24 protein-coding genes are annotated in these 26,487 nt (G+C 70.9%); 10 read left to right on the plus strand and 14 right to left on the minus strand.

The annotated features are described in order from the left end of the window. Window positions 1–5: 5 nt before the first annotated feature. Both ACO07H_RS21725 and ACO07H_RS21730 read right to left on the minus strand, forming a co-directional pair. Window positions 6–968, minus strand: a complete 963-nt coding sequence (locus ACO07H_RS21725; protein ID WP_422018055.1) for an aspartate/glutamate racemase family protein — start codon at window positions 966–968, stop codon at window positions 6–8. Between the two features lie 93 nt (window positions 969–1,061). Then, complete coding sequence (locus ACO07H_RS21730; protein ID WP_422018057.1) at window positions 1,062–2,489, minus strand: PLP-dependent aminotransferase family protein; 1,428 nt, start codon at window positions 2,487–2,489, stop codon at window positions 1,062–1,064. Between the two features lie 73 nt (window positions 2,490–2,562). On the opposite strand from ACO07H_RS21730, the gene ACO07H_RS21735 reads away from it, so the two are divergent. The 3 genes from ACO07H_RS21735 (at window position 2,563) to ACO07H_RS21745 (ending at window position 4,139) form a co-directional block, all read left to right on the plus strand. After that, window positions 2,563–3,498, plus strand: coding sequence for a DMT family transporter (locus tag ACO07H_RS21735; protein WP_422018059.1), 936 nt, complete (start codon window positions 2,563–2,565; stop codon window positions 3,496–3,498). After that, window positions 3,495–3,791: a DUF2917 domain-containing protein gene (locus ACO07H_RS21740; RefSeq protein ID WP_422018061.1), complete on the plus strand. Its 297-nt coding sequence runs from the start codon at window positions 3,495–3,497 to the stop codon at window positions 3,789–3,791. The genes ACO07H_RS21735 and ACO07H_RS21740 overlap by 4 nt, the downstream gene beginning before the upstream one ends. A gap of 180 nt (window positions 3,792–3,971) precedes the next feature. Beyond that, window positions 3,972–4,139, plus strand: a complete 168-nt coding sequence (locus tag ACO07H_RS21745; RefSeq protein ID WP_422018063.1) for a hypothetical protein — start codon at window positions 3,972–3,974, stop codon at window positions 4,137–4,139. Between the two features lie 32 nt (window positions 4,140–4,171). On the opposite strand, the gene ACO07H_RS21750 is transcribed toward ACO07H_RS21745, so the two are convergent. Together ACO07H_RS21750 and ACO07H_RS21755 are read right to left on the minus strand one after the other, a co-directional pair. Beyond that, the gene (locus ACO07H_RS21750; RefSeq protein ID WP_422018065.1) at window positions 4,172–4,552 is read right to left on the minus strand and encodes a hypothetical protein; all 381 of its coding nucleotides are present in this window, start codon (window positions 4,550–4,552) and stop codon (window positions 4,172–4,174) included. Then, a complete protein-coding gene (locus tag ACO07H_RS21755; protein WP_422018067.1) occupies window positions 4,549–6,432 on the minus strand; it encodes an ATP-binding cassette domain-containing protein in 1,884 nt (627 codons plus the stop codon). The genes ACO07H_RS21750 and ACO07H_RS21755 overlap by 4 nt, the downstream gene beginning before the upstream one ends. Window positions 6,433–6,624: 192 nt before the next feature. Here ACO07H_RS21755 and ACO07H_RS21760 point away from each other — a divergent pair, with 192 nt between their 5' ends. The 3 genes from ACO07H_RS21760 (at window position 6,625) to ACO07H_RS21770 (ending at window position 9,424) form a co-directional block, all read left to right on the plus strand. Then, window positions 6,625–7,374, plus strand: a complete 750-nt coding sequence (locus tag ACO07H_RS21760) for an SDR family oxidoreductase (protein WP_422018069.1) — start codon at window positions 6,625–6,627, stop codon at window positions 7,372–7,374. Window positions 7,375–7,428: 54 nt separating this feature from the next. After that, a complete protein-coding gene (locus ACO07H_RS21765; RefSeq protein ID WP_422018071.1) occupies window positions 7,429–8,433 on the plus strand; it encodes a patatin-like phospholipase family protein in 1,005 nt (334 codons plus the stop codon). Window positions 8,434–8,512: 79 nt separating this feature from the next. Continuing rightward, window positions 8,513–9,424 carry an AraC family transcriptional regulator gene (locus ACO07H_RS21770; RefSeq protein ID WP_422018672.1) on the plus strand — a complete coding sequence of 304 codons (912 nt, stop codon included), beginning with the start codon at window positions 8,513–8,515 and terminating at the stop codon, window positions 9,422–9,424. Here ACO07H_RS21770 and ACO07H_RS21775 read toward each other — a convergent pair. Then, complete coding sequence (locus ACO07H_RS21775; protein ID WP_422018073.1) at window positions 9,406–10,752, minus strand: dicarboxylate/amino acid:cation symporter; 1,347 nt, start codon at window positions 10,750–10,752, stop codon at window positions 9,406–9,408. The two genes, ACO07H_RS21770 and ACO07H_RS21775, sit on opposite strands and share 19 nt — an antisense overlap. Before the next feature lie 150 nt (window positions 10,753–10,902). Between ACO07H_RS21775 and ACO07H_RS21780 the strand changes: the two genes are divergently transcribed. Further along, complete coding sequence (locus ACO07H_RS21780; protein ID WP_422018075.1) at window positions 10,903–12,024, plus strand: HDOD domain-containing protein; 1,122 nt, start codon at window positions 10,903–10,905, stop codon at window positions 12,022–12,024. A 2-nt stretch (window positions 12,025–12,026) separates the two neighbouring features. Here ACO07H_RS21780 and fghA read toward each other — a convergent pair whose 3' ends face one another. From fghA to ACO07H_RS21810, 6 genes are all read right to left on the minus strand, one after another. Beyond that, entirely contained in the window at window positions 12,027–12,854 is an 828-nt protein-coding gene (gene fghA / locus ACO07H_RS21785) for an S-formylglutathione hydrolase (protein ID WP_422018673.1), read from the minus strand. A 100-nt stretch (window positions 12,855–12,954) separates the two neighbouring features. After that, window positions 12,955–14,055: an S-(hydroxymethyl)glutathione dehydrogenase/class III alcohol dehydrogenase gene (locus ACO07H_RS21790; RefSeq protein ID WP_422018674.1), complete on the minus strand. Its 1,101-nt coding sequence runs from the start codon at window positions 14,053–14,055 to the stop codon at window positions 12,955–12,957. 2 nt (window positions 14,056–14,057) lie between these two features. Further along, on the minus strand, window positions 14,058–16,190 hold the full coding sequence (locus tag ACO07H_RS21795; RefSeq protein ID WP_422018077.1) for an FUSC family protein: 2,133 nt from the start codon (window positions 16,188–16,190) through the stop codon (window positions 14,058–14,060). Next, window positions 16,187–18,556 carry a tetratricopeptide repeat protein gene (locus tag ACO07H_RS21800; protein WP_422018079.1) on the minus strand — a complete coding sequence of 790 codons (2,370 nt, stop codon included), beginning with the start codon at window positions 18,554–18,556 and terminating at the stop codon, window positions 16,187–16,189. The genes ACO07H_RS21795 and ACO07H_RS21800 overlap by 4 nt, the downstream gene beginning before the upstream one ends. A 91-nt stretch (window positions 18,557–18,647) precedes the next feature. After that, complete coding sequence (locus tag ACO07H_RS21805) at window positions 18,648–19,622, minus strand: tripartite tricarboxylate transporter substrate-binding protein (RefSeq protein WP_422018081.1); 975 nt, start codon at window positions 19,620–19,622, stop codon at window positions 18,648–18,650. Further along, window positions 19,619–20,158, minus strand: coding sequence for a MarR family winged helix-turn-helix transcriptional regulator (locus ACO07H_RS21810; protein ID WP_422018083.1), 540 nt, complete (start codon window positions 20,156–20,158; stop codon window positions 19,619–19,621). Before ACO07H_RS21810 ends, ACO07H_RS21805 begins: the two co-directional genes overlap by 4 nt. A 54-nt stretch (window positions 20,159–20,212) precedes the next feature. Here ACO07H_RS21810 and ACO07H_RS21815 point away from each other — a divergent pair, with 54 nt between their 5' ends. Continuing rightward, window positions 20,213–21,442, plus strand: coding sequence for an FAD-dependent monooxygenase (locus ACO07H_RS21815; protein ID WP_422018085.1), 1,230 nt, complete (start codon window positions 20,213–20,215; stop codon window positions 21,440–21,442). Window positions 21,443–21,486: 44 nt separating this feature from the next. Next, window positions 21,487–22,332 carry a TIGR02285 family protein gene (locus ACO07H_RS21820; protein ID WP_422018087.1) on the plus strand — a complete coding sequence of 282 codons (846 nt, stop codon included), beginning with the start codon at window positions 21,487–21,489 and terminating at the stop codon, window positions 22,330–22,332. On the opposite strand, the gene ACO07H_RS21825 is transcribed toward ACO07H_RS21820, so the two are convergent. The 3 genes from ACO07H_RS21825 to ACO07H_RS21835 all read right to left on the minus strand — a co-directional run bounded on the left by ACO07H_RS21825 (window position 22,333) and on the right by ACO07H_RS21835 (window position 25,422). Next, complete coding sequence (locus tag ACO07H_RS21825; protein WP_422018089.1) at window positions 22,333–24,012, minus strand: DUF885 domain-containing protein; 1,680 nt, start codon at window positions 24,010–24,012, stop codon at window positions 22,333–22,335. Beyond that, window positions 24,009–24,956 carry a glutathione synthase gene (gene gshB, locus ACO07H_RS21830; protein ID WP_422018091.1) on the minus strand — a complete coding sequence of 316 codons (948 nt, stop codon included), beginning with the start codon at window positions 24,954–24,956 and terminating at the stop codon, window positions 24,009–24,011. The genes ACO07H_RS21825 and gshB overlap by 4 nt, the downstream gene beginning before the upstream one ends. A 67-nt stretch (window positions 24,957–25,023) precedes the next feature. Then, the gene (locus ACO07H_RS21835; protein WP_422018093.1) at window positions 25,024–25,422 is read right to left on the minus strand and encodes a cold-shock protein; all 399 of its coding nucleotides are present in this window, start codon (window positions 25,420–25,422) and stop codon (window positions 25,024–25,026) included. Between the two features lie 107 nt (window positions 25,423–25,529). On the opposite strand from ACO07H_RS21835, the gene ylqF reads away from it, so the two are divergent. Further along, on the plus strand, window positions 25,530–26,483 hold the full coding sequence (ylqF, locus tag ACO07H_RS21840) for a ribosome biogenesis GTPase YlqF (RefSeq protein WP_422018095.1): 954 nt from the start codon (window positions 25,530–25,532) through the stop codon (window positions 26,481–26,483). Window positions 26,484–26,487: the final 4 nt, after the last annotated feature.

Raw genomic sequence — 26,487 nt, forward strand, 5'->3', positions numbered from 1 at the left:
GAACGTCAGCCTAGCATCCAGTCGACCGCGGCCCGGGCCTGCAAATCGGTGGAATCGAACAGCGGCAGGGCCGCATCGCTGCCGGCGGGCAGCGACAGGCCCAGCTCCGTGCAGCCCAGAATGACCGCCTGCGCATCGCGGCCGGCCAGCGCGGCGACCTGCGCGCGCAGCAGCTCGCGGCCCGCCGGCTCGAAGCGGCCGCGGCACAGCTCGTCGTAGATGAGCCGGTGCACGTCGGCCCGGCCGGCCTCGTCCGGCGTGATGATGTCGATGCCGAAGCGCGCCTTCATGCGCTCGCGGTAGAAGCCCTGCTCCATCGTGAAGCGCGTGGCCAGCAGCCCGGCACGTTTCACGCCGGCCGCGCGCAGCACCTCGGCCGTGGCATCGACGATGTGCAGCACCGGCAGGCCGGCGGCGCGCTCCACGTCGGTGGCGACCAGATGCATGGTGTTGGTCGCGATCACGAGCGCCTCGGCACCTGCCCGGCGCAGGCCGGCGCCCGCCTCGCCCAGCACGCGCGCGGCCGTCGCCCAGTCCCCGGCCGCGAGGAAGGCGGGTGCTTGGCGAGTGCTTCCAGCGCGCGTTTCATCTCGGCCTGGAACTGCTCGGGCGTGAATGGCTTCTTCAGCAGGAAGTGCGCGCCCAGCGCCTGGGCCTCGCGCTCGTGCGCGGGTGTCACGTCGAAGCTGAGCAGCGACAGGTGCATGCCCGGCTGCACCTCGCGCAGGCGCTGGTGCAGCTGCAGGCCGGTCAGCGGCGCCTTGGGGAACCAGTCGGTGAGCAGGAAGTGCGGCTTGAAGGCCAGGCCTTGGGCGAGCGCCGCGTCGGGGCCGGCACAGCAGACGATGCGCTCGGCCGCGAAGCCGTGGCTTTGCAGCAGTTGCCGCGCGAAGGTCTGCACGCCGACCAGCGCGTCGACGACGAGGAATTTCAGGGGATCGGTCATGGCCAGTCGGGGTCGTGGTCACGCAAGCGATGTCACAGCGGCGGCATTCTGCCGTCAGCCGCCGCCCGGACCGTGTGACAAACCCGGCGCCTGCGCTGACTTTTCGACGCGCGTTTCAGTGCCCGCGCATCGCGTCGACGCAGGCGCGCAGCTCGCGCCAGAACGCGGGGTCCTGCGACGTGGCCATGTTCAGCCGCATCAGCGAGCCCGGCCGGCGCGTGGCGCTGAACAGCGCGCCGGGTGCGACCAGCCAGCCGGCGTCCAGCAGTGGCTGCGCCAGGCGTTCGGTGTCCACGCCCACGTCCAGCCAGCCGAACAGGCCTTCCAGCGGCGCCGCCCAGCCGAAACCCTGGGCCGCCGCCAGCGCCGCCACGCGCTGGCGCGCCGCCGCCAGCCGCTCGCGCAGGCGCTGCGCATGGCGGCGCAGCCGCCCCTGCTCCAGGCACAGCGCGACGGCGCGCTCCAGCACGGGCGAGCTGGTCAGGCCGTCCAGCAGCTTGGTGTCGGTCACGGCGGCCAGCCGCTCGGGCGCGGCGGCCAGGAAACCCACGCGCCAGGCCGGCGTCAGCACCTTGGAGAAGCCGCCCACATAGGTCACGCGGCGCAGCCCGTCCAGTGCGGCCAGCCGCGGCGAATGCTCCGGTGCGAGGAAGCCGTAGCTGTCGTCCTCGACGATGGTGAAGTCGTGTTCATCGGCCAGGCGCAGCAACCGGTGCGCATCGGCCAGATTCAGGCTGTGCCCGGTCGGGTTGTGCAGCACCGACACGGTCAGGTAGGCGCGCGGCGCATGTGCGGCGGCCAGCGTGGCCAGCACGTCCAGGTCCGGCCCGTTCGCACCGCGGGGCACCGGCAGCAGCCGGATGCCGGCCTGCGTCAGCCGCGCGAACAGGATGGCCCAGCCGGGGTCGTCCACCAGCACCGCGTCACCGGGCTGCAGGTGCGTGCGGATCAGCAAGTCCAGCGCATGCGTGGCGCCGTGGGTGGTCAGGATCTGCGCCGGGCCGGCGTGGATGCCCAGGTCCGCCAGGCGGTGCGACAGCGCCGCGCGCAGCCGCGCGTCGCCGCTGGGGTCGCCGTAGCCGAGCTGCAGCCCGTCGCCGTCGTCTTCGCGCAGCCGGCGCAGCGCCGACTGCAGCAGCGCCGGGTCCAGCCAGTCGGCCGGCAGCGTGCCCAGGCCCGGCGAGCGCGCCGCGTCGGCCTCGAACATGCCGCGGATCAGCGCGGTGGCGTCCATGGGCACCTGGCGCGGCGCGGTCGCGGCCGGTGTGCGCGCGGCCCGTTGCGGCGCGGGCCGTGTGTCGCGCACGAAGAAGCCGCGCTGGCGGCGTGCCTCCAGCAGGCCCGCGGCCTGGAGCTGGTCGTAGGCGGCGACGACGGTGTGCGGGCTGACGCCGTGCTGGCGCGCGCAGTCGCGCACCGAGGGCAGGCGGGCGCCGGGCAGCAGCAGGCGCTCGCGGATGCGCTGGGCGTAGCGGTCGGCGAGCTGGCCGGCGAGCGGCTGGCTGGCGTCGCGCTGCAGCGGCGGGTGTGTACCGGTGGGCATGGCAATACAGATTCAATGCGTGATCGGTTGACTGTACTGGTTCTGTATTGGTTTCGTTGCCTAGACTGGCGACATGCCCGGAATGACCGCCTCGCCCACCCTGCCCACGGCGTCCGACACGACGCGCGGCCTGCTGCTGGGCGTGGCCGGCGTCGTCATGTTTGCGCTCAGCATCCCGATGACACGGCTGGCCGGCGGCAGCGTGCAGGCGCCGCAGCTGGACCCGGCCTTTGTCGCCTTCGGCCGTGCCGCGGTCGCGGGGCTGCTGTCCATCGCCTACCTGGCCGTCACCCGCGCGCGCCGGCCCCGGGGCGACGAATGGCGGCTGCTCGCGCTGACGGCTGGGGGTGTCGTCTTCGGCTGGCCGCTGCTGCTGGGCTGGGCCGTGCGGCACGTGGACGCCGTGCACGCGTCGGTCATCTCGGGCGTGCTGCCGCTGGCCACGGCCGTCATCGCGGCGCTGGTGCTGCGCCAGCGGCCCAGCCGCGGTTTCTGGGCCTGTGCGCTGGCCGGGCTGGGGCTGGTCATCGGCTTCGCGGCCTGGCGTGGCGCGGGCGGGCTGGAGATGGCGGACGGTCTGCTGCTGGGCGCCGTGGTGTGCGCGTCGGCGGGCTATGTCAGCGGCGCGCGGCTGTCGGGCGGTTTCAGCGCGGAGCAGGTGATCTGCTGGGTGCTCGTCGTCAGCCTGCCCGTCACGCTGCCGCTGGCGCTGCGGACGCGGCCGGTCGCGCCGGTGGCAGCCTCGGCCTGGGTGGGCTTCGCTTATGTCTCGCTGTTCTCGATGTGGATCGGCTTCTTCGCCTGGTACCGCGGCCTGGCGCTGGGCGGCACGATGAGGGTCAGCCAGGTGCAGGTGCTGCAACCCTTTCTGTCCATGCTGTTCGCCGTGCCGCTGCTGGGCGAGACGCTGGACTCGATGACCCTCGCCTTCGCGCTGGCCGTGCTCGCGGTGGTGTGGCTGGGCAAGCGACAGCCGGTGGACACCCCATCCCGAGGAGACATGCGATGAACGACGCCTTCACGACCCGGCTCGCGCCCGGCCAGGCGCTGACGCTGGCCGCGGCCCGCGCGCCGCGCCGGCTGGTCGTCACGGGCGGCCAGTTGTGGCTGACCGTCAGCGGCGGCACCCACGACCACTGGCTGCGGTCCGGCGAGGGCTTCACGCTGCAGGCGCGGCAGGCCGCCGTCGTCGAGGGCTGGCCCGAGGCGGCGTTCCAGCTGCTGCAGCCGGCCGCGGCCGTGCAGCGCCGCGAGACGCCGGCGGTCAGCCAGCGGCTGCCGCTGGGCCAGGCGGCCGCATGAAGACCCTGGGCATCCTGGGCGGCATGAGCTGGGAGTCCACCCAGCACCTGTACGCCCTCGTCAACCGCGGTGTCGCCGTGCGGCTGGGTGGGCTGCACAGCGCGCAGCTGGTGCTGCACAGCGTGGACTTCGCGCCCATCGCGGCCCTGCAGTCGCGCCAGCCGCACCCCGCCCCGCCCGGTGCTGCCGCTCATCCCGCCGCAGCCGGTGCTCAAGCCGGGCGACAGGGTGCGCTACCAGGGCGCCACGCATGTGACGCAGCACGTGGTGCACCGCCACGGCCTGACGGTCGTGCAGCTGAAGGGCCAGAGCGGTTTCATCCCGCTCGACAAGCTGCAACCTGCCTGACGCGAGGCCCGTCGCCTCGGGGTTGTCAGGCCCTACGCGAACACGAGCGCCATCAGCAGCGGATACGGCAACGCCACCGTCGGCCGCAGCGCGCTCTTCAGGTACTGGGCCAGCAGCCCGGCACCACGCGGCCGGCTCGCGAGCCAGTCGGTGTGCAACTGCATGGCCACCGTGCCGTCACCCGCCTTCACGCCGGCCTCGATGACCAGCAGGCGCTCACCCAGCCGGGACTGGAAGGTCTTGAGCACGGCCTCCTGCAGCCACAGCAGCGCCAGCAGCGCGCAAGCCAGGCCGTCGTCCGGCACCAGCACCGCAGCCGCGAAGGCCGCCAGCTTCACGACCAGCGCGAGGCCCTCGTAGCGCTCGTGCTGGGCCTGCAGCGCCAGCCATTCCTGCTGCAACGCGGTCGTCACTTGGCTTCCAGCACTTCCCAGCGCTCCATCAGCGTCAGCAGCTCGGCGTCGATGTCGGCAGCGCGGTCGGTCACCTCGGCGATGCGCGCCGCGCCCTGCGCGTACAGCTCGCTGCCGGCGATCAGCGCATTGAGCTGCTTCTGCTCGGCCTCCAGCTCGGCGATCAGCTTGGGGAGCTCTTCCAGCTCGCGCTGTTCCTTGTAGCTGAGCTTGCGCTTGGTGGCGACGACCAGGGCCGCCGGATCGGGTACAGGCGCGGGCGGCGGCGTGGGGGCGGCCGCCTTGGGCGCCGCCTGCGCCTGCAAGGCCGCGGCGCGCCGGGACTGCGTCAGCCAGTCCTGCACGCTGCCCTCGTACTCGCGCCATTGCGCGTCACCTTCATAGACGATGGTGGACGTGACGACGTTGTCCAGGAAGCGCCGGTCGTGGCTGACGAGGAAGACCGTGCCGTCGTACTCGGCCAGCAGTTCCTCCAGCAGTTCCAGCGTCTCGATGTCGAGGTCGTTGGTGGGCTCGTCCAGCACCAGCACGTTGGCCGGCCGCGCGAACAGGCGCGCCAGCAGCAGCCGGTTGCGCTCGCCGCCGGAGAGGGTGCGCACCGGCGAGTTGGCCCGTGCCGGCGAGAACAGGAAGTCGCCGAGGTAGCTCTTGACGTGCTTCTTCTGGTTGCCGATCTCGATCCACTCCGAGCCCGGGCTGATGGTGTCGGCGAGCGTCGCATCGAGGTTGAGCGTGTCGCGCATCTGGTCGAAGTAGGCGACCGACAGCCGCGAGCCCAGGCGCACGCTGCCCGTGTCGGGCGCCAGCTCGCCGAGGATCATCTTCAGCAGCGTGGTCTTGCCGGCGCCGTTCGGGCCGATCAGGCCGACCTTGTCACCGCGCAGGATGGTGGCGGTGAAGTCGCGCACGATGGCTCTCTCGCCGTAGCGCTTGGACACGTCCTCCAGCTCGGCCACGATCTTGCCGCTGGCGCCGCCGGTGTCGATGTCCAGCCTGACCTTGCCCTGCACGTCGCGCCGCGCGGCATGGGCCTGGCGCATCGCCTCCAGGCGCTGGATGCGCGCCACGGAGCGCGTGCGGCGTGCTTCCACGCCCTTCCTGATCCACACCTCTTCCTGCGCCAGCAGCTTGTCGAAGCGGGCGTTGAACAGCGCCTCGTTCTCCAGCTCGTAGGCTTTGGCGGCCTGGAAGGCGGCGTAGTTGCCCGGGTAGCCACGCAATTGCCCGCGGTCCAGTTCGACGATGCGGTTGGCCACGTTGTCCAGGAACGCGCGGTCGTGGGTGATGAGCAGCAGCGAGCCCTTGAAGTCGTTCAGCAGGCCTTCCAGCCAGGTGATGGCGTCCAGGTCCAGGTGGTTGGTGGGCTCGTCCAGCAGCAGCACGTCGGGCTGGGCGACCAGCGCGCGGCCCAGTGCCACGCGCTTCTTCAAGCCGCCGGACAGGCTGCCCACCAGCCGCTCGCCGTCCAGGCCCAGGCGGTGCAGCGTCTCTTCGACGCGCTGCTCCCAGTTCCACGCGCCGATGTGCTCGATGCGCTCCTGCACCCAGGCCAGGTCGTCGTTCTCGTCGTGGATCTCGTAGCGTTCGCGCAGCGCCTTGGCCTCGGCCACGCCCTCGCTGATGACGTCGAAGATGGTGGCGTCGCCGCGCAGCACGGGCTCCTGCGGCACGTAGACGTTGGTCAGGCCTTGCTGCTGCTGCAGCAGGCCGTCGTCAAGCTTTTCAAGGCCCGCGAGGATCTTCAGCAGCGAGGACTTGCCCGTGCCGTTGCGGCCGATGAGGCCGACGCGCTCGCCGACTTCGAGAGAAAAGCCGGCGCCATCGAGCAGGGCCACGTGGCCAAAGGCGAGGTGGGCGTTGGAAAGGGAAAGAACTGCCATCGGGGGATTGTCCTTGACGCCCGAGATCGCGCGCCGCCGGTGCCACGAGGCGGCCTCACAGGCGTGGCGTCCAGGCTTCAGAGTTGCCTTAGAAACTGGACTATTGCAAAACAAGCAAAGACTGGAAAGCATTGATGGTCTTGTTTCTGCTGGATATCGTTCTTCCATCGCAATCCACCGACCGACCACACCATGAAGACCGTCCTCATCACCGGCTGCTCCTCCGGCTATGGCCTGGAAACCGCCCGCCACTTCCACGCCAAGGGCTGGAACGTCATCGCGACGATGCGCAAGCCGCGTGGCGACCTGCTTCCCGAGTCAGACCGCATGCGAGTCATCGCGCTGGACGTGACTGACCCCGAGAGCGTCGCCGCCGCGGTCTGGGCGGCAGGCCCCATCGACGTGCTGGTCAACAACGCCGGCATTGGCGTCGTCGGCGCCTTCGAGGCGACGCCGCTGGCGGTCGCCCGCGAGGTCTTCGACACCAACACCTTCGGCGTCATGGCCATGATGCAGGCGGTCATCCCGCAGTTCCGCGAGCGCAAGTCCGGCGTGATCGTCAACGTGACCTCGAGTGCCACGCTGGCGCCCTTCCCTCTCGCCGGCATCTACACGGCCAGCAAGACCGCCATCGAAGGCCTCTCCGGGTCCGTCGCTCACGAGCTCGGCGCGTTCGACATCCGCATCAAACTCGTCGAGCCAGGCTATGGGCCGACGACACGCTTCACCGAGAACGGTGGCAAGCGCATGGCCGGGCTGATTCCCGACGCCTACAAGCCGTTCGCCGAGCCCATCTTTGCGGCTTTCGCCACGCCCGGCGCGGTCACCGCCGAGGGCGATGTGGCCGAGGTCGTGTGGCAGGCCGCGAATGACACATCTGATCGCCTGCACTTTGCGGCCGGCGCGGACGCTGTCGCGCTTGCGCAAGCAAAAGCGAAGTAGCCGTCCGGCCACTCGACGCCCGACTCCTTCACCTCATGCCCTGGGTAGATTGCCATGAAGTTCGCCAGCCTCATGTATTTCGGCACCGTCGCGGTGTCCGTGCTTTCGGTGCTCTGGATGGCCGGTTGCGCCAACCTCCGCGAACGCCAGCCTGCCTATCTGTCGCCCAGATCGCTTGAGGACGTGCAGAAGTCGGCGCCGGTTTCCGCCACCCCTGCCAACAAGCCCAGAGTGGCGCTGGTGCTGGGCGGTGGCGGGCTCCGCGGTTTTGCCCATCTCGGCGTTCTGCGCGCCCTGGAGGATGCCGGCATACAGCCCGACATCGTGGTGGGGACTTCGGCGGGCGCGGTGGTCGGCGCGGCCTATGCCAGCGGCTTGTCGCCGGAGCAGATCGAATCGACTGCGCGTGGCATCAAGCTGTCGTCACTGATCGACTTCACGTTCAGCAAGAGCGGCCTCATGCGCGGCGACAACATCGCCCGCTGGATCGACGCCATTACCGCCGGTGTGCCCATCGAGAACTTCCCGCGCCGGTTCGCGGCCGTTGCGACGGAGCTTCGCAGCGGCAAGGCGGTCCTGCTTGACGCGGGCTCGCCGGGAACGGCCGTGCAGGCCTCGGCCGCAGTGCCGGGCGTGAACGTGCCGCTGGCCTACAAGGACGGCCACCTGGTCGACGGTGGCATCGCCAGCCTCGTGCCCGTCCGGTTCGCACGCGCGATGGGGGCCGACGTGATCGTGGCCGTGGACATCTATTGCACGGGGCCTGGCGGCGATGGGCTGGCAGCACCGTCCGTCCTGCTGCGTGTGATGCGGGTTCAGAGCTGCCTCGTCGCCGCGGCGGAGATGGCCGAAGCCGATGTGTTGATATCGCCCTCGGTCAGCGTGTCGGGCATGTCGGCGAAAGGCGAGCAAGAGCGGGCCATCGCTGCCGGCTACGACGCAACGCGGGCCTCACTGGGCCAGATCCAATCCCACATCAGCCATTTCACCCAAGGCTTCGAGTTGAAGAAGCAGGCTGCGGCGGCGCATGCCAAGGCCACACTGCAAAGCGCCTGGTGACATGCGCCAGACGACCTGGGGCAGCGGGGCAGGCCATGCCTTAGGATTTTTGACTGTTCTGCGGTCGTCCAAGCCTGCGATGAGTGATCCCCTGTCCGACGTCGTGAAGCTGCTGCAGCCACGCGCTGTCTTTGCCAACCTCATCAGCGGCAAGGGCCACTATGCCGTGCGCTATTCGGAATACGGGCGCCCGAGCTTTTGCATCATGCTGGCGGGTCGCTGCCTGCTGGCCGTTGACGGTCACGAGGAGGTGACGCTCAACGTCGGCGACTTCGTGCTGCTGCCGGCGACACCCGCCTTCACCATCTCCAGCTTGGGCCCGGCACCGTCCATCCACATCGATCCCCACGCGATGGCCAGCGGCGATGGCGAGCTTCGCTACGGCGAGCAGGGCGGCGAGCCGGAGATGCGTTCCCTGGGCGGCGCGTTCCTGTTCGACTGCGCCGATCCCAAGCTCATCGTGTCATTGCTGCCCGGCGTGGTGCACGTCAGGGATTCGGTACGCCTGGCCCAGTTGGTGCGGATGGTCGGCGAGGAATGCATGGGCCAGCAACCCGGCAGCGAGTTCATGCTTTCGCACCTGGTGGGGATGATGCTCATCGAGGGGATGCGTGCCACGACGGCGGGCAGCGCGCCTCCCGGATTGCTGCGCGGACTGGGCGACGAGCGCTTGTCCACCGCACTCCGGCAAATGCATGCGCATGTGGATCGCCCATGGACGGTGGAGCAACTCGCCAACGTCGCTGCGCTGTCACGCTCGGCGTTCTTCGCTCGCTTCTCCCGCATCGTCGGTGTCGCGCCCATGGAGTACCTGGTGTCGTGGCGCATGGCCATCGCCAAGGATCTGCTGCGGCGCGAAAAGCTGCCCATCGCCGAGGTTGCCGAACGCGTCGGGTATGCATCCACCAGCACCTTCAGCACCGCGTTCAGCCGGCACGTCGGGCAGCCACCGAGGCAGTACGCGCGTTCGGATCAGGGCCGCGTCGGCTGAGTCGGCATGTGCTGAGTCACCGCGTCCAGCACGGCCTCCGGCGCATCGGCCTCGGCGGGCGTCTCGTTGTTCAGCACGGCCTGCATGCGCGCCACGTCCACATCGTTCGTCCAGCGGCCCACGACGACGGTGGCGACGCCGTTGCCGATCAGGTTGGTCAGCGAGCGGGCCTCGGACATGAAGCGGTCGACGCCCAGGATCAGCGCCAGCCCGGCCACCGGCACGTGGCCCACGCTGGACAGCGTGGCCGCCAGCACGATGAAGCCGCTGCCCGTCACGCCGGCCGCGCCCTTGCTGGTGAGCAGCAGCACGCCCAGCAGCGTGAGTTCCTGCGTCAGCGACATCGGCGTGTCCGTGGCCTGCGCGATGAAGACGGCGGCCATCGTCAGGTAGATGGACGTGCCGTCGAGGTTGAACGAGTAGCCGGTCGGGATGACCAGGCCCACCGTGGACTTGCGCACGCCCAGGTTCTCCAGCTTGGCCATCATGCGCGGCAGCACCGACTCGCTGGACGACGTGCCCAGGACGATGAACAGCTCCTCCTTGATGTAGCGGATGAACTTCAGCACCGAGAAGCCGTGCAGCCGGGCGATGGTGCCCAGCACCAGGAAGATGAAGATCAGGCAGGTCGCGTAGAACGAGCCCATCAGCTTGGCCAGCGACACCAGCGAGCCCACGCCGTACTTGCCGATGGTGAAGGCCATCGCGCCGAAGGCGCCGATGGGCGCGGCCTTCATGATCATGCCGACGATGGCGAACAGCACGTGCGAGGTCTTCTCGACGATGTCGAACACCAGCGTGCCGCGCCCGCCGAAGCGGTGCAGCGCAAAGCCGAACAGCAGCGCGAACAGCAGCACCTGCAGCATCTCGCCCTTGGCGAAGGCGTCCACCACCGTCGTCGGGATGATGGCCAGCAGGAAGTCCACCGTGCCCTGCAGCTTGCCGGGGCCGGTGTAGGCCGACAGCGCCTTGGTGTCCAGCGTGGCCGGGTCCACGTGCATGCCCTCGCCGGGCTTGAGCACGTTGACGACGACGAGGCCCACGATCAGCGCCAGCGTGGAGACGACCTCGAAGTACAGCAGCGCGTAGCCGCCGGTCTTGCCGACGCGCTTCATGTCCTCCATGCCTGCGATGCCCACCACCACGGTGCAGAAGATGATGGGCGCGATCATCATCTTGATGAGTTTGATGAAGCCGTCGCCCAGCGGCTTGAGCGCCTCGCCCGTCTGCGGCCAGAAGTGGCCCACGATGACGCCGATGACGATGGCCGTGATGACCTGCAGGTACAGCGAGCGGTAGAAGGGCTGGCGCCCGGTGGCAGCTTGCATGCGTGTCTCCTGGCGCGCGCGCGCCTTGCGTTGTGAGCGCAGCTTATGCGTGTTGCAGGTCACACGGACCCGGGCTTGCACGATGCCCGTCCCCTGTTTCTGTCACGGGCTGCTTATGCTTCCGGTCTGTAACAGCAAATGGGGGATGGCATGGTGCTGACGCTGCTCGGGCTCGCGGGCTTGGTGGTCGTGGCCGCCTGGTGGTTCCTGCGCGCGCGGCCTGCGCCGCCGGCGCAGGCGCGCCCGGCAGCACGCAGGGCCACACAGCCGCCGGCGCCACCGCCCCATGCCGACGGTGCCGCAGCGGCCACACGGCCTGCCAACATCGCCGAGCCCGTGGAGGCCGCACTGCCGCCGCCCGTGGGCCTGCCGCTGCGGGCGGCCGAGTTGCTGGACGCGCAGCAGACCGGGCAGCTGGTGGAGGCCTTGCGCCACTTGCCGCGGCCGCCGCGTGCCGTGCATGCGCTGATGTCGCCGCAGTTCCTGCAGACGGCCACGTCGGCCGAGCTGGCCACGCTTGTCATGGGCGAGCCGGCCGTGGCCGCACGCGTCGTCGCCACCGCCAATGCGCCGCTGTACGGGCTGCAGCAGCCCGTGACGAGCGTGGGCCAGGCCATCACCTTCCTGGGCCTGGCCAGCGTGCGGCAGATGTGCCTGCAGCACATGCTGGCCGAGTGCTTCCAGCCGCGCGACGAAGCGCAGCGGCGCGAGTTCGACGTGCTGTGGCGCGCCAGCACCATCGCCGGCGAGCTGTGCCAGCAGCTCGCGGCGCGGCTGCGCGTGCCGGAGCCCGCCCAGCTCGTCACGCTGCTGGTGCTGTCCTTCCTGGGCCGCCAGGCCGGCGCCGCGCTGCTGGACGCCGCGCCGCTGGCGGGCATGGACGCCTTCCAGCGCGCGCTGCATGAGCAGGAGTCGCTGGGCCTGGCCTCGCACGAGCTGGGGCACCTGCTGATGCGCGCGTGGGAGGTGCCGCTGGACTTGGCGGACGACGCCCGCACCTTGTCGACGCTGCGCTTCGACCCCGCCCGCACGCTGCCGCCGGGTCGCGAGGCCGCGCTGACGCTGGGCGCGTTGTGCGCGCTGCTGGGCGAACGCATCGCCCGTGGGCAGGTGGGCACGACGCTGTACGACCCGGCCCGCGACACCAGCCCCGACATGGCCGCACTGCGCCCCCGCCTGGCGCTGCCGCCGCTGAATACGCTGGCGCAGGAGCTGCAGTCGCCGCCGCTGCTGCGGCTGGTCGGCCGCATGATGGGCCGGCCCGCCGCCTGAGCTCAGCCGGCCAGTTGCGCCGCGTGGTGGCGCAGGTGGTCGTCCACGAAGCTGGCGATGAAGTAGTAGCCGTGGTCGTAGCCCGCGTGGCGGCGGATGCTCAGCGGCTGGCCGACGGCGGCGCAGGCGGCCTCGAAGGCCTCGGGGTGGAGCTGCTCGGCGAGGAACTTGTCGGCCAGGCCTTGGTCGATGAGGATGCCGCCCGGGTAGGGCGCCGCCGCCTGGGCCCGCATCAGCGCACTCGCGTCATGGGCGGCCCAGGCGCTGCGGTCGTCGCCCAGGTAGCCGGTGAACGCCTTGTGGCCCCAGGGGCACTGCGTCGGCGCGGCAATGGGCGCGAAGGCCGACAGCGACTGGAAGCGGCCCGGGTGGCGCAGCGCCAGCGTCAGCGCGCCGTGGCCGCCCATGGAATGGCCGAACAGGCCGGTCCGGGCGAGGCCGGTCTCGCGCTGAACGAGCGGGATCAGCTCGTTCATCAGATAGCTCTCCATGCGCCAGTGCCCGGCCCATGGCGCTTGCGTGGCGTCGAGGTAGAAGCCCGCGCCGACGCCGAAGTCCCACGCCTCGCCCTCACCCGGCACGTTGGCGCCGCGCGGGCTGGTGTCGGGCATCAGCAGCGCCAGGCCCAGTTCGCTGGCCAGGCGCTGGGCGCCGGCCTTGGTGGTGAAGGTTTCTTCGTTGCAGGTGAGGCCGGCGAGGTAGACGAGCAGCGCCCTGGGTTGCGGCGGCACGTACAGGGCGAAGCGCATCGGCAGGCCGATCTCCGACGAGTCGTGCTGCAGGAAGCGCTGGGTGCCGTTGAAGGCGCGGTGTTCGTTGAGGATTTGCATCGGCATGCCGTGTTGGGTTGCTGGAGCCAGCGTGTGGCCTTGCTCGGGAACGTGGGCGCGGGACATCCGCCCCGGCAAGGCCTCCCGCGCCGCCGCAATCTCAGAACTCGACCACCGACCGAATCGACTCCCCGCGCCGCATCAACTCGAACCCTTCGTTGATCTGCTCCAGCTTCAGCTTGTGCGTGATCAGCTCATCGATGTTGAGCTTGCCGTCCATGTACCAGTCCACGATCTTGGGCACGTCCGTGCGCCCGCGCGCGCCGCCGAATGCCGAGCCCTCCCAGTGCCGCCCCGTCACCAGCTGGAACGGCCGCGTCGAGATCTCCGCACCTGCGGGCGCCACGCCGATGATGATGCTGCGGCCCCAGCCCTTGTGGGTGCACTCCAGCGCCTGGCGCATCAGCTGCACGTTACCGACGCACTCGAACGAGTAGTCCGCGCCGCCGTCCGTCAACTGCACGATGTGGTCCACCAGGTTGGGCACGTCCTTCGGGTTCACGAAGTCCGTCATGCCGAACTGCCGCGCCATCGCCTCGCGGCCCGGGTTGATGTCCACGCCGATGATCTTGTTGGCGCCCACCATCTTGGCGCCCTGGATGACGTTCAGGCCGATGCCGCCCAGGCCGAAGACGACGACGTTCGCGCCGGCTTCCACCTTGGCGGTGAACAGCACCGCGCCCACGCCGGTGGTCACGCCGCAGCCGATGTAGCAGACCTTGTCGAACGGCGCGTCGGGGCGGATCTTGGCCAGCGCGATGCCCGGCACGACGATGTGATTGGCGAAGGTGCTGGTGCCCATGTAGTGGAAGATGGGCTCGCCGTTCAGCGAGAAGCGCGACGTGCCGTTGGGCATCAGGCCCCTGCCCTGCGTGGAGCGGATGGCCTGGCAGAGGTTGGTCTTGCGGCTCAGGCAGAACTTGCACTCGCGGCATTCGGGCGTGTACAGCGGGATGACGTGGTCGCCGGCCTTGAGCCACGGCACCTTGCTCTCCAGCACGACGCCCGCGCCCTCGTGACCCAGCACGGCGGGGAAGAGGCCCTCGGGGTCGGCGCCCGACAGCGTGAAGTCGTCGGTGTGGCAGATGCCGGTGGCCTTGACTTCGACCAGCACCTCGCCGTCGCTCGGGCCTTCCAGGTCCAGGGTTTCGATGGTCAGCGGCTGGCCGGCCTTCCAGGCGACGGCGGCACGGGTCTGGATGCTCATGATCTTTCTCCTACAGGTTGAAGTTGGTTCAGCGCGGCGACGAGTTCGCGTGCCTCGAAACGGCACAGGCGCAGCCGGCGCAGCAGCCATGGCGTCAGGTCTTGCTGGTTCAGGTGCTCGGGCCAGGCGCCGGCATCGCCGTCGGGGATGTCGGCCGGGTCGGTGCCCTTGTCGCTGGCGCCGGGCTCGCCCTTGAGGATGTCCACGCAGGCCTTCTGGGCCAGCGGCAGGGCGGTCTCGGCACGCGCGGCGTCCAGCCGCGTGCTGCGCCGCTGCACCTGGTGCTGCACGGCACCCAGCAAGGCCATCAGCCGGTAGCCGTGGCTCAGCGCGGCTTCGATCTCGGCTTCGGGCAGGCGCACGCTCAGCGGCTCCACGCGCGTGCGCTGCGCCGCGCCGGCCAGCGCAGCCAACGCGGTGTACGCCTGCTGGCGGCTCAGGCGCTGGGCGAGCTGCTCCTCCGCGCTGGGCATCCAGCGCAGCATGTTGGCCGCGTGCCGGGCCAGCGCGCCGCGCAGTTGCATCGCCAGCCGCGGCACGGTGGCACGCTCCCAGGACGGCAGCACGAAGCTGAACAGCCACGCCAGGCCCGCGCCGATGACCGTGTCGGCCAGCCGCTCGACGATGGCCGGGTCGCTGCCCGGCGCCAGCATCAGCGGCTGCAGCAGCGCCATCAGCGTGGCGGCCGTCGCGGCGACGCGGTAGCGGCGGTTCACGTAGGCGTGCGCCGTGCCCACCGCGGCGATGAAGCACAGGCTCAGGAAGGGCACGGAGTCGAAGTGCGCCAGCAGCAGCACCAGCAGGCAGCCCTGCACCGTGCCGATGATGCGTTCGTTGCGGCGCGACAGCGTCTGCTCCAGGTTGCCGCGCAGCACCACGGCGACGCTGAGCATCAGCCAGAACGGGTGGGCCGACCAGGGCAGCGCCGCACCCAGCGCGTAAGCCACCGACAGCGCCAGCGCCGAGCGCAGCGCATGGCGCATGACGCCGGACTGCAGGTTCAGGTGCGGCCTGAGCGCCGCCAGCGGCAGGCCCTCGGGCGACACAAAGGGCGCCAGCCGCTCCGGCGTCCACGGCGACCCGGGATCGTCGCTGCGCAGCTGCCGGGCGACCATGGCGGCCACGTCGTCCTGCATGTGGCCCAGGCGCGACTGCATGGCCGACACCAGGTGCAGCCGGGAGTCGCCCGCCGGCGCGCTGACGTCGCCCAGCCGCCGGGCCAGCTCCGCGCGCCAGGCCTCGACGGACACTTCGGGCAGCGGCGTGCCGAGCTCGATGTCGTCGGCCAGCGCGCGCAACACGTCGGCGAGCTGGCGCACCGCGTCGGCCAGCGCCGAGCGCCATTGCCGGCCGGGGAAGTCCTGGCCCAGCAGCTCGGTGTCCAGGCGGCTGGCCAGCATCAGGTCGCGCAGCTCGATGAGACCCAGCACGAGGTCGGTCTGCTTGCGGCTGCGCGCCGAGCGGCGCGCGGCGAAGACCTGGTCGCGCGCCGACTGCAGCGCCTCGGCCAGCACCACGTCGTCGGCGATGGAGGCGCGGATGCTGGCCTCGGCGCCGCTCACCGCGCCGGCAATGCGTTGCGCGCGCGAGCGCAGCCGCCGCTCGGTCGCCCGCAGCGCGCCGGCCAGCGCCAGCTGGCGCAGCCGGTGCCGCAGCACGACGGCGCTCAGCCGCGCCCAGCCGGCGTAGACGCAGCCGCCCAGCCCCACCCACAGCGCGTGCTCCCAGGGCGAGGCGGCGCCGGCCGTGCGGTCCCAGGCCATCGCGAACACCAGGGCCAGCACCGGCGAGAACGACAGCGGCCCCGCGCGCAGGCCCCAGGCCAGCGCCATCAGCGACAGGAAGGTCACCACCGCCACCACCGCCACGGTCAGCACCAGCGAGTGGTCGGTCACGCCCACCAGCAGCGTGACGACGGCCGCCGCGGCCGCGGCGGGCAGCACGCGCGGCAGCACGCGCTGCGGCGGGTTGGGCAGGTCCGGCAGGCTGGCACAGACGGCACCGCCCACGGCCGCCAGGCCCGCCGTGTCGCCGCACAGCGCGCTGACCACCAGGTGCGTGGCCGACACGCCCAGCGCGACGCTGAGCCCGTTCAGGTGGGCGGCTTCGAGGCGCTTGAAGAACCTCACTTGACGATCGACTCCAGGACGCGGCGCTCGTTCGCCGGCAGCTCGTGCACGGAGAACCAAGCTGATTTCTCGGGCCGGTACACGTACTGCGGCGCCGCAGCGGTGGCGATGCGCTGGCGCAGCGGCGCGAGCGCCCCCTTCGCTGCGTCCGCCTTGCCCTGGGCCTGCAGCGCGGCGGCCTGCACGATGAGGGCCAGGTCGGACCAACTGCCCAGCGCCAGCGCCTCGTCGGTGACGGCCTTGGCCGCCACGGCGTCACCGTCGACCAGCGCCAGCCAGGCCTTCAGCGCCAGCGTGTCGGGGTCGCGCGGGTCGAGGATCAGCGCCTCCTTGACCTGGGCGCGCGCAGGTTCGGTGCGGCCGGCCCGCAGCAGGTCCAGCGCATAGTCGCGGCGCAGCGGCACGAGACCGGTGCGCAGGCGCAGCACGGCGTCGTACTGGGCAAAGGACTCGTCCCAGCGGCCGGCCAGCGCCAGCGTGGCCGCACGGCCCCACAGCGCCTCGGGCTGGTCGCCCTGGTAGGCCAGCACCGATTGGTAGGCGGCCAGCGCCTGCGTCACGTCGCCCAGGCGGCGATGGTGGTCGGCCAGCGCCAGGTCGACGCGGAAACGATCCTCGCCCTTCAGGGCCTCGGCGCCGCGCGCCAGGCCCGGCACGACCTCGGCGGCCAGCGGCGCGCCGCCGTGCCACAGCGCATCGGCCGTCGTCACGCGCAGCAGGCCGCTGTGCGGATGCCGGGCCAGCGCGCGCGCCGCAAGCTCGCGCGCCGCCGTGCCGTGGCCTTGCAGCGCCAGCGCATACAGCCGCGCGTTCAGTGCGCTCTCGTCGTCGGGCGCCAGCTTCAGCGCACGCTCGAACAGCGGCACGGCCTCGCCCAGCCTTCCATCCTCCAGCTTCTGGTTGCCGGCGTTGACGAGCGCGACGGGCCGGCTGGCGCTGGTGTCGCGCAGCGCGTAGAAGCGCTTCACCAGCGACTGCAGCGCCGGGTCCATCGCCACGAGGCGCTCGCGCACGATCTCGCGGCCGTCATAGGCATCGCGCCGCGGCGAGGCCTCGGCGTTGGCGCCTTCGGCGAAGTACTCCCACACCGAGCCGCCCGCGTAGCGCGACAGGAAGCCGTTGCGTGTCGCGGCGTCGCGTGCCTTGGCTTTTTGGTACAGCGCCTCGATCTCGCGCGCCTGGTTGGCCGTCATCACGCCATGGACCTGGTGCGTCAGCTCGTGCAGCACGGTGTTGTACTTGTCGAAGATGCTGCGCTCCACGTCCTCGATGCCGGTGACCGTGAAATAGCCGCCCATGCCGCGCACGTCGTCCCACAGCCGCGAGTCGTAGTCGATGCGGGCGTCCTTCAGCGCATGGGCCTGCGGCGTCTCGGACAGGCGCATCCACATCGGCTTGATGAAGTGCGTCGCGCCGCCCTCCACCAGCACGGGGATGAAGGCCTTCCACGGCGCGACGGACAGCGCCACACGCTTGCGGTGGCGCGGCGACAAGTCGTTCCAGTTCAGCACGTAGCGCTCGATGCCGGGCACGACGGGCATGGGCGTGGCGGCAAAGCGGCGCTCGTAGTCGGCGCGGTGCACGTCGATGGCGAAACGCTGCGACTCCAGTGCCTTGGCCGCGATGGCGTGGGCGCGGCCCAGCTGCGGGCAGCGCTGCAGCACACCCAGGCTCAACGCCAGCGCGGTGTCGAAGTCGCCCTGCTCGAACGCGTCCGACGCGCGCCGCACGTCGGCCAGCAGCGGCGCGAAGCCGTCCCCGAGCCGCGCGGCGAGCTGCGTGTAGTTCTCGCGCGCATAGCCGTTGCCCAACAGGTAGTGCGCGGCCTCGTGGTGGCTGTTCAGCGCCACGGCGCCTTCGGCCGCGGCGATGGCATCCTCGGTGCGGCCCAGGCGGATCAGCGTGTCGGCCAGCGCCGCCAGGCCATCGGCCGTGCGCTCGGCGGCCAGGCCTTGTTCCAGCGCTTTCAGCGACGCATCGAACTCGCGCAGCTGGTAGTGCCGCTGGCCCAGGCCGCGCAGCGCCTGCGCGGTGTCGACCGGTCGCGTGGCCTTCGCCAGCGCACGCTCGAAGCAGGCCCTGGCGCGCGCGAAGTCACGCCGGTCCAGCGCCAGCCGGCCAGCGGCCAGCAGGTCGACAGCGTCTGCCTTGGCGTCGGTCAGCACGCCACGCGTGCGGCGGTCGATGGCGGCACTGTCGTCGCGGGCGTACAGCCATTGGTAGATGACCGCGCGCTCGGCCGCGTCGGGCCGCGGCGCCCGCAGCAGCGCGTCGAGATCGGCACCTGCCGCGGCGAACTGCTGTTCGGCCAGCAGCCGCTGCAGGCGCACGGTGTCGGTCGCCGCATGCGCGGCGGGAACGGTCAAACAAGCGGTCAAACAAACGGTCAAACAAACGGCAAGGCCAACGGCCAGTCGACGCCAGGGCATTCAGGCAGCTCCTCTTGGAGCCGGCATGCTAATCGTCCGACGAGAAACCCGACGCCTTGACCACCGGGCCCCAGTAGTCGCGCTCGGCGGCCAGGCGCGCCGCGTAGTCGGCCGGCGGCAGCGACAGCGGCTCGAAACCCAGCTTGGCCAGCGCCTCCACCACGGCCGGCTCATGCACCGCGGCGCGCGCCAACGCAGCCAGCTTCTCGACCTGCGCCGCCAGCAGACGGGCCGGCGCGAACAGGCCGTAGCTCTCCACGCCGACGATGCCCTTGAAGCCCTGCTCCTCGAACGTGGCCACGTCCGGGGCGAAGCGCGAGCGTGCCTTGTCGGTCACGCCCAGCAGCCGCACGCGGCCGGACGGCAGGTGGGGCAGGAAGTCGCCGATGGAGAAGCAGCCCGACGCGATCTGGCCGCCCATCAGGTCCTGCATGCCGGGCGCGGCACCACGGTAGGGCGCGTGGATGAGCTTGAGGCCCGCGGCACGCTCGAACTGGTTGCCCAGGAAGTGCGGCATCGCGCCGGCCGCGGGCGATGCATAGGCGGCCTTGTCGGGGTTGGCGCGCGCCCAGTCGGCGAACTGCGCCAGCGTCTTCACCGCGGCCGGCACCATCGGGCCCACGCCGAAGCCGCAGGTGGACAGCGCCAGCGGTGCGATGGGCAGCACGTCGGTCACCGGGTTGTAGGCCAGCTTGCGGTAGGCGTGCGGGTAGATCGTGAACATGGACGACGGGCTGACGAGCAGCGTCTGCCCGTCGGATGCCGCGTCCTTCAGCGCGGCGATGGCGATGCGCCCGCCGGCGCCGACCTTCTGCTCCACCAGCACGGTGTCGGCCAGCTTGCCGCGGCAGAACTCGGCGAAGCGGCGCGCGGTGGCGTCCACGGACCCGCCCGCCGGGAAGCCGACGAGCAGCCGCGACGGCTGGCCCTGGGCGCGTGAGACCGAAGGTGAGGCCAGCGGCAGCGCCGCGAACGAGGCAAGAACATGGCGACGGTCGATCATGGTTTCTGTCTCCTGGGCTTGTTGTGGTGCGGAGCTTCGGTGGACTGCGCGGTCGCAGCCCAGGCCAGGCGCTCCAGGCCTGCCTTCAATGCCGCCCCCTGGTCGCCGAGGGCGGCGATCAACATGCGGTCATGCTCGGCGACGGCGGCTTCGAGCTTGGCGAGCAGGCGCCTGCCGGCGGGCGTCAGGTGCAGGCCCCAGGCGCGGGCGTCTTCCGGCGCATCGCGGCGCTCGGCCCAACCCTGCGCGGTGAACCAGTCCGTCAGTCGCAGCGCGCCGCTGCGGTGCAGGCCCATGGCCTGGGCGAGCAGGCCCTGGCGCAGGCCGGGGTTGCGGGCGATCAGCACCAGCGCCGCGAAGCGCTGCGGGCTGATGTCCCAGGCGGCGGTGGCGCGGTAGAAGTCCAGGTACAGCGCGTTCTGCGCGCGGCGCAGCGCGTAGCCCAGCAAGCCGTCCAGCAGGCCGTAGTCCACGCCGGGCACAGGCAGCATCAGGCCTTCGGGCGTGATGTCTCGAAGGCTGTCTGTCTTGCTCACAGCCTCAGGGTAGGTTTTGTTGCATACCGCAACCATCTCGCTTACCCTGAACTGATGGACATCCTCATCGCAGGCGGCGGCATCGGCGGGCTGACGGCGGCGCTGGCGCTGCAGGCGCGCGGCCATGCCGTGACCGTGCTGGAGGCCGTGCGGGAACCCAAGCCCCTGGGCGTGGGCATCAACCTGCTGCCGCACGCGGTGGCCGTGCTGGACGAACTGGGCTTGCTGCCGGCGCTGCGCGCGATGGCCGTCGAGACCTCGGCGCTGGTGTTCGCCAACCGCCACGGCCAGGCCATCTACCGCGACGCGCGCGGCATTGCCGGGGGCTACAGCCACCCGCAGTTCAGCATCCACCGCGGTGAACTGCAGATGAGGCTGTGGCGCGAGGCCGGCGCCAAGGTCACGGTGTTGAGCGGCCAGCGGGTCGCCAACGTGCGCGACGAGGGCAGCCAGGCCATCGCCGAGATCGACACGGCGGACGGCCCGCGCGAGCTGGCGGCGGACCTGGTCGTCGGCGCCGATGGCATCCACTCCGCGCTGCGCCGCCGCCTGGCACCGGACGAAGGCGGGCCCTGCTGGCGCGGCGTCATGATGTGGCGCGGCACGTCCTGGGCGCCGCCCTTCCTGGACGGCCGCACGATGGTGCAGGCCGGCCACAGCCGCGCCAAGTTCGTCGTCTACCCGATAGCCGCGCCGCGTGCCGACGGGCTGCAGCTCATCAACTGGATCGCCGACCGCCGCGTGCGCGAACCCGAGCCGGGCCTGACCGCACCCGACCGCGCCGACTGGAGCCGCGCCGGCCGGCTCGACGACCTGCTGCCCACCTTCGGCCGCTGGCGCTTCGACTGGCTGGATGTGCCGGGCCTGATCACCCGCGCCGAACAGATGCTGGAATGGCCCATGGTGGACCGCGACCCGCTGCCGCGCTGGCGTCTGGGCCGCTCCACGCTGCTGGGCGATGCGGCGCATCCGATGTTCCCCATCGGCTCCAACGGCGCGACGCAGGCCATCCTGGATGCCAAGGCGCTGGCCGATGCGCTCGCGACGCATGCCGACCTCGACACGGCACTCGCCGCCTACGAGGACGCGCGCCGGCCCCTGTGCGCCCGCATCGTCGACATGAACCGGCGCGAGGGGCTGGACGCGATCCTGGACCGCGTGGAGGCGCTGGCGCCCGGGGGGTTCGAGCAACTGGCCGACGTGATCGACCCCGCCGAGGTCGCCGCCGAGATCGCCGCCTACAAGCTGGCAGCAGGGCATCGCATCCGCAGCACAGCCGCCTGAACGGCAGCGCGCGGTGCCTGCCGGGATCAGGTACCGTGTCGGGCATGACAATGCCTCCCCGCCTGCTGGCTGCGGTCGCGCTGGCTGCAGCGACGCTGCAGCCAGCGATCGCACAGCCGCAGCCTGCGGCGTCGGGCGCCGGGGCGGAGGTGCAATGGCTGCGCTACGAGTTGCCGCCTCTGTACATCACCGAGGGCCCGCAGAAGGACGAGGGCGTGCTGGACCGGTTGCTGCGCGACGCGCTGCTGCCGCGGCTGCCTGGGTTTCAGCACCGCATCCTGGCCGTGCCGCCCAAGCGCCTGGAGGCCAGCCTGCAGAACATGCCCAACAGCTGCGCCTTCGGCCTGCTCAAGAACGCCGAGCGCGAGGCCTACCTGTACTTCTCGCGGCCTTTTCCGATCCGGGTGTCGCCCTTGCTGGTGGTGCGCCGGCAGGACCTGCCGCGCTGGCAGGCCATGCTCGACGAGCAGGGCCGGCTGCCGCTGACCGAATGGCTGGCCCGGCCGGACAACCGGCTGGGTCACGCCCCGGGGCGCGCCTACGGTGCCACGCTGGATGCGCTGGTGGCCGCCCTGCCGGCCGGCCGCGTGGAGAAGGTGACCAGCCAGAACCCGGCGCTGAACCTGATGCTGATGTTGCGGCACGGGCGCATCGACGGCATGCTGGCCCTGCCCTTCGAGCTGGCACAGCTGACCCGCGAGGCCGGCATGGCCGGCGAGGAGCTGCAGTTGCTGCCCTTGGTGGAGCAAAGCTCGGCGCGCCAGGGCCATGTGGCCTGCGCACGCAGCGCCCTGGGCGCCGAGGTGGTTCGCCGGGCCGACGCCGTGCTGGCCGAGGCGCCTTTCAAAGACGGTGTCATCACGGCCAAGCGGCGCGCGGTGCCGCCCTGATCAGGCCAGCATCTGCGCCGCGATGAGCCGCACCGGCGCGCTGCCGTAGCTGAGGAACTGCTCGTGGAAGGCCTTGAGGTCGAAGCCCGGGCGTGACTTCAACTGCTCGCGCAGCGCGAAGATCTCGCTGTAGCCGCTGAAGTAGCTGGTCAGCTGCACCGAGCTGAGCTGCACGCGGCGCCACTTTTCCTTGGCCTCGCGCGCGGTCTGGAAGGCTTGGGCGGTCAGCAGGTCCACGGCATCCGCCTCGCTCATGCCCAGCACGTGCACGCTGTAGTCCAGCACGGTGTTGGTCACCGAGCGCAGATGCCACTTGCCCCACATCAGCGTCATCTCGGGCGAGGCGCCGTAGCCGCTCTCGATCATCATGCGCTCGCCGTAGACCGCCCAGCCCTCCACCATCGCGCCGTTGCCGAACAAGGCCTTGACCTTGCTGGGCACGCGGTTGGCGTGCACGAGCTGCGTGTAGTGGCCGGGGATGGCCTCGTGGATGTTGAGGATCTGCAGGATCCAGTGGTTGTACTCGCGCAGCGAACTCTCGGCCTGCTCGGGCGTCAGGTCGTCCAGCGGCGTGACGTTGTAGTAGGTCTTGTCCTGCGGCCGGTAGGCGCCGGGCGCCTCGATGCTGGCGCCGGCGATGCCGCGCTGGTACTCGGGCGTCTCGCGCACCTGCAGCGGCTTGCTCGCATCCTGGCTCAGCAGGTCGTGGTCGCGCACCCAGGCTTCGAGCTGCGGGATCTGCGCGCGGATCTCGTCGACAAACTGCTCGCGCCTGACGTGCTTCTCGCTGAGCTTGTCGATGACGCGGCCGATCAGCGCGAAGCGGTCGGCGGGCGGCGGCTCGCTGCCGATGACCGTGGGCCACAGCGCCGTGGCCTGCGTGTGCATGCTGGCCAGCACCTCCTCACGGCGCTGCTGCGCCAGCTCGTAGGTCTGCCTGGCGGTGCGCGCCGACTGGATGTCGTGCGCGAATTTGGGCTCGTACAGCTCGCCGCCCAGGCGGAAGCTGCGCGCGGGCTTGAGCTTCTTCAGTTGCGCCACGTAGCCACGCACGGCGGCACGCGCGCCGGCCAGTGGCTTGGCGAGGTCCACACCCGCCGCACGCGCATGCTTGGCGATGTCGTCCAGCACGCCCAGCACGCCGGGCGCCTGTTGCAGCGCCAGCTCGGTGTGCTCGCGCGTGACGCCGCTGAGGCTGGCCGCCGCGGCGCGGTAGTAGGCCGGCAGTTGCGCCAGGCGCGGCGCCAGCGCGCGCAGCCGCTCGGGCAGCGGCGCGTAGTCGGTGTTCAGCAGCAGGTCCAGCAGCGCGGCCGGGTTGTGCTCGGCCGGGCTCCACGACCATTCGCGCAGCACGTCCAGCCGCCACAGGTCGGCATCGATCTTGGCAAGCAGCAGCGCACTATCCATGCGCTGGCTGGTGTTCAGCATCGCCTCGGACTGGCTCTGGAAGGTGGCGTGCCAGCGCTTCAGGAAGGCGCGCATGCGGTCGCGTTGCGCGGCGCTCGGCAGCGTCACGCGCGGCGCGAACTCGAACCGGCCGGCGGCGACGGCGGCGTCGGGGTCGATCTGCCACAGCGCCTCGAGGAAGGCTTCGGCCTGCTGGTCGAAGGCGGCGTCCTGGGCGAATGCAGGGAATGCGAAGCCGGCAAGGCCCAGCGCCGCGAAGTCGCGCCTCCTCATGCGAGAGCTGCCTCAAGTGCGTCAATGAACATCTTCGCGACGTCGAAGCCGCTCTGGTCCGTGATCTCCTGGAAGCACGTCGGGCTGGTCACGTTGATCTCGGTGATGTGCTCGCCGATGACGTCCAGGCCCACCAGCAGCAGGCCGCGCGCGGCCAGCGTCGGGCCCAGCGCCTCGGCCAATTCGCGGTCGCGCACGGTCAGCTCGCGGGCCACGCCCTTGCCGCCGACGGCCAGGTTGCCGCGCACCTCGTTGCCCTGCGGGATGCGCGCCAGGCAGTACGGCACCGGCTTGCCGCCGATGATGAGGATGCGCTTGTCGCCCTCGGTGATGGCGGGGATGAAGCGCTGCACCATGACGGTCTGCGTGCCGTCCTTGTTCAGCGTCTCGATGATGCTGCCGAGGTTCAGGCCGTCGTCCTTGACGCGGAAGATGCCCATGCCGCCCATGCCGTCCAGCGGCTTCAGGATGATGTCGCGCTGCTCGGCGTGGAAGGCGCGGACCTCGGCGGCGTCGCGCGTGACCAGCGTGGGCGCGATGAACTGCGGGAACTCCAGGATGGCCAGCTTCTCCGGATGCTCGCGCAGGCTGCCGGGCTTGTTGAAGACCTTCGCGCCCTCGCGCTCGGCCTGGCTGAGCAGGTGGGTGGCGTAGAAGAACTCGCTGTCGAACGGGGGGTCCTTGCGCATCAGCACGGCGTCCACATCGGCCAGCACGAGGTCGGCCGTCGCGGTGACGGTGTACCAGTCCTGCGCATCACCCGTCAGCGCGATCTCCTGCGCGCGCCGCGCCGTCACCCGGCCGCCGCGCTGCCAGACGAGCTGGTTGACTTCGCAGGCGACGAGCGTGTGGCCGCGCTTTGCAGCTTCCCGCATCATCGCGAAGGTGGAGTCCTTGTAGGTCTTGAAGGTGGCCAGGGGGTCGGCAACGAAGAGCAGCTTCATGGTTCAGGCGAGTCAGTGCGGCGTCGGCCAGTGTTGCACAGCACCGGCATCGGGACGCACGCAAGGACTAGCGCCGCGCCACCGCCGGCACTTCGCCGGACCGGCCCTGCGCTTGCCACAGGTGCACCCCCCCCAGCACCAGCACCACCGTGACGACGGCGCCGGCCGCAAGGCCCAGGCGCCGTTTTCTCTGGGCATGCCGCGCGCGCCCGCGGGCTCCGCCCGTGGCTTCGCGCAGTGCCGGATTCAGGGTTGGTGAACGCAGCCGCTTCAGGTTCGCGGCCTGCTTGCGTCCGTCACGTCCGGTCACAATTTCGAAGCTGAGCGTCTCGTCCGGGCGCGGCCCCTCACCATCGGTCGGGAACGCCGCCAGCCCCACGAAGACCTCTTCGCCCCCGTTCACCGGCCGGATCGCGCCATAACCGGCGTCGTGGTTCCACGCGCTCAACACCCCTTCGAATCTCATAAGCACCTCAAGACGACTCCAGGATGGTGGCGTCTTGCGGACCGCGCGGCGCAACGGGATGTAAGCCCGACAATCCACAGCCCTGCAGCCCACGACCCCTGAACCGCATGCCCATCAACTGGTTCCCCGGCCACATGAATTCCACCCGGCAGGCGATCAAGGATCGCGTGCAGGCGGGGCTGGACGTGGTCATCGAGTTGCTCGACGCGCGGCTGCCCGGCTCCAGCAGCAACCCGATGCTGGCCGCACTGACGACCGGCCGGCCGTCGCTGAAGGTGTTGAACAAGCAGGACCTGGCCGACCCGGCCCAGACCGACGCCTGGCTGGCCTTCTACAACGCCCAGCCGCACACGCGCGCCATCGCGCTGGATGCCGGCGAGAAGGCGCCCGCCCGCGCCCTCATCAAGGCCTGCCGCGAACTGGCTCCGCTGCGTGGCGACATGCACAAGCCGCTGCGCGTGATGATCTGCGGCATCCCCAACGTGGGCAAAAGCACGCTGATCAACACGCTGGTGGGCCGCAAGGCCGCCAAGACCGGCGACGAGCCCGGCATCACCAAGCTGGAGCAGAAGTTCGTGCTGGAGCACGGCTTCTACCTGTTCGACACGCCCGGCATGCTGTGGCCGCGCATCGCCATCGAGCAGAGCGGCTACCACCTCGCCGCCAGCGGCGCCATCGGCCGCAATGCGTTCGACGAGGAGGAGGTGGCGCTGGAGCTGATCGCCGTGCTCAAGCGGCGCTACCCCGAACGGTTGCAGGCCCGCTACGGCCTGGCCGAGCTGGGTGCGGACGACTCCGTGCTGGAAGCCATCGGCGTGAAGCGCGGCGCCAAGATCCGCGGCGGCGCGGTGCAGATGCACAAGGCCGCCGAGGCGCTGCTGGTCGACTACCGCCAGGGGTTGCTGGGCCGCATCACGCTGGAGACGCCCGAGGAGATGGCCGCCTGGCGCCGCGAGGCGGCCGAAGCGCAGGACCGCAAGGCGGCTGAACAGGAAGCCGCGCGTGCCGCGGACAAGGAACGCCGCAGCGGCAAGCGCTCGGCGGCCAGCGGCGACGCGTGAATCC

The organism is Roseateles sp. (assembly GCF_965229315.1).
In the GTDB taxonomy this organism is placed as follows: Bacteria; Pseudomonadota; Gammaproteobacteria; order Burkholderiales; family Burkholderiaceae_C; genus Pelomonas.

Bases quoted from the DNA above. Each gene is read 5' to 3' on its own strand.
- gshB (WP_422018091.1), bottom strand. From the start codon at position 24,956: ATGAAGCTGCTCTTCGTTGCCGACCCCCTGGCCACCTTCAAGACCTAC.
- ylqF (WP_422018095.1), top strand. From the start codon at position 25,530: ATGCCCATCAACTGGTTCCCCGGCCACATGAATTCCACCCGGCAGGCG.
- ACO07H_RS21730 (WP_422018057.1), bottom strand. From the start codon at position 2,489: ATGCCCACCGGTACACACCCGCCGCTGCAGCGCGACGCCAGCCAGCCG.
- ACO07H_RS21815 (WP_422018085.1), top strand. From the start codon at position 20,213: ATGGACATCCTCATCGCAGGCGGCGGCATCGGCGGGCTGACGGCGGCG.
- ACO07H_RS21780 (WP_422018075.1), top strand. From the start codon at position 10,903: ATGGTGCTGACGCTGCTCGGGCTCGCGGGCTTGGTGGTCGTGGCCGCC.
- ACO07H_RS21820 (WP_422018087.1), top strand. From the start codon at position 21,487: ATGACAATGCCTCCCCGCCTGCTGGCTGCGGTCGCGCTGGCTGCAGCG.
- ACO07H_RS21740 (WP_422018061.1), top strand. From the start codon at position 3,495: ATGAACGACGCCTTCACGACCCGGCTCGCGCCCGGCCAGGCGCTGACG.
- ACO07H_RS21825 (WP_422018089.1), bottom strand. From the start codon at position 24,012: ATGAGGAGGCGCGACTTCGCGGCGCTGGGCCTTGCCGGCTTCGCATTC.
- ACO07H_RS21775 (WP_422018073.1), bottom strand. From the start codon at position 10,752: ATGCAAGCTGCCACCGGGCGCCAGCCCTTCTACCGCTCGCTGTACCTG.
- ACO07H_RS21760 (WP_422018069.1), top strand. From the start codon at position 6,625: ATGAAGACCGTCCTCATCACCGGCTGCTCCTCCGGCTATGGCCTGGAA.
- fghA (WP_422018673.1), bottom strand. From the start codon at position 12,854: ATGCAAATCCTCAACGAACACCGCGCCTTCAACGGCACCCAGCGCTTC.
- ACO07H_RS21770 (WP_422018672.1), top strand. From the start codon at position 8,513: ATGAGTGATCCCCTGTCCGACGTCGTGAAGCTGCTGCAGCCACGCGCT.
- ACO07H_RS21765 (WP_422018071.1), top strand. From the start codon at position 7,429: ATGAAGTTCGCCAGCCTCATGTATTTCGGCACCGTCGCGGTGTCCGTG.
- ACO07H_RS21835 (WP_422018093.1), bottom strand. From the start codon at position 25,422: ATGAGATTCGAAGGGGTGTTGAGCGCGTGGAACCACGACGCCGGTTAT.
- ACO07H_RS21805 (WP_422018081.1), bottom strand. From the start codon at position 19,622: ATGATCGACCGTCGCCATGTTCTTGCCTCGTTCGCGGCGCTGCCGCTG.
- ACO07H_RS21735 (WP_422018059.1), top strand. From the start codon at position 2,563: ATGCCCGGAATGACCGCCTCGCCCACCCTGCCCACGGCGTCCGACACG.
- ACO07H_RS21755 (WP_422018067.1), bottom strand. From the start codon at position 6,432: ATGGCAGTTCTTTCCCTTTCCAACGCCCACCTCGCCTTTGGCCACGTG.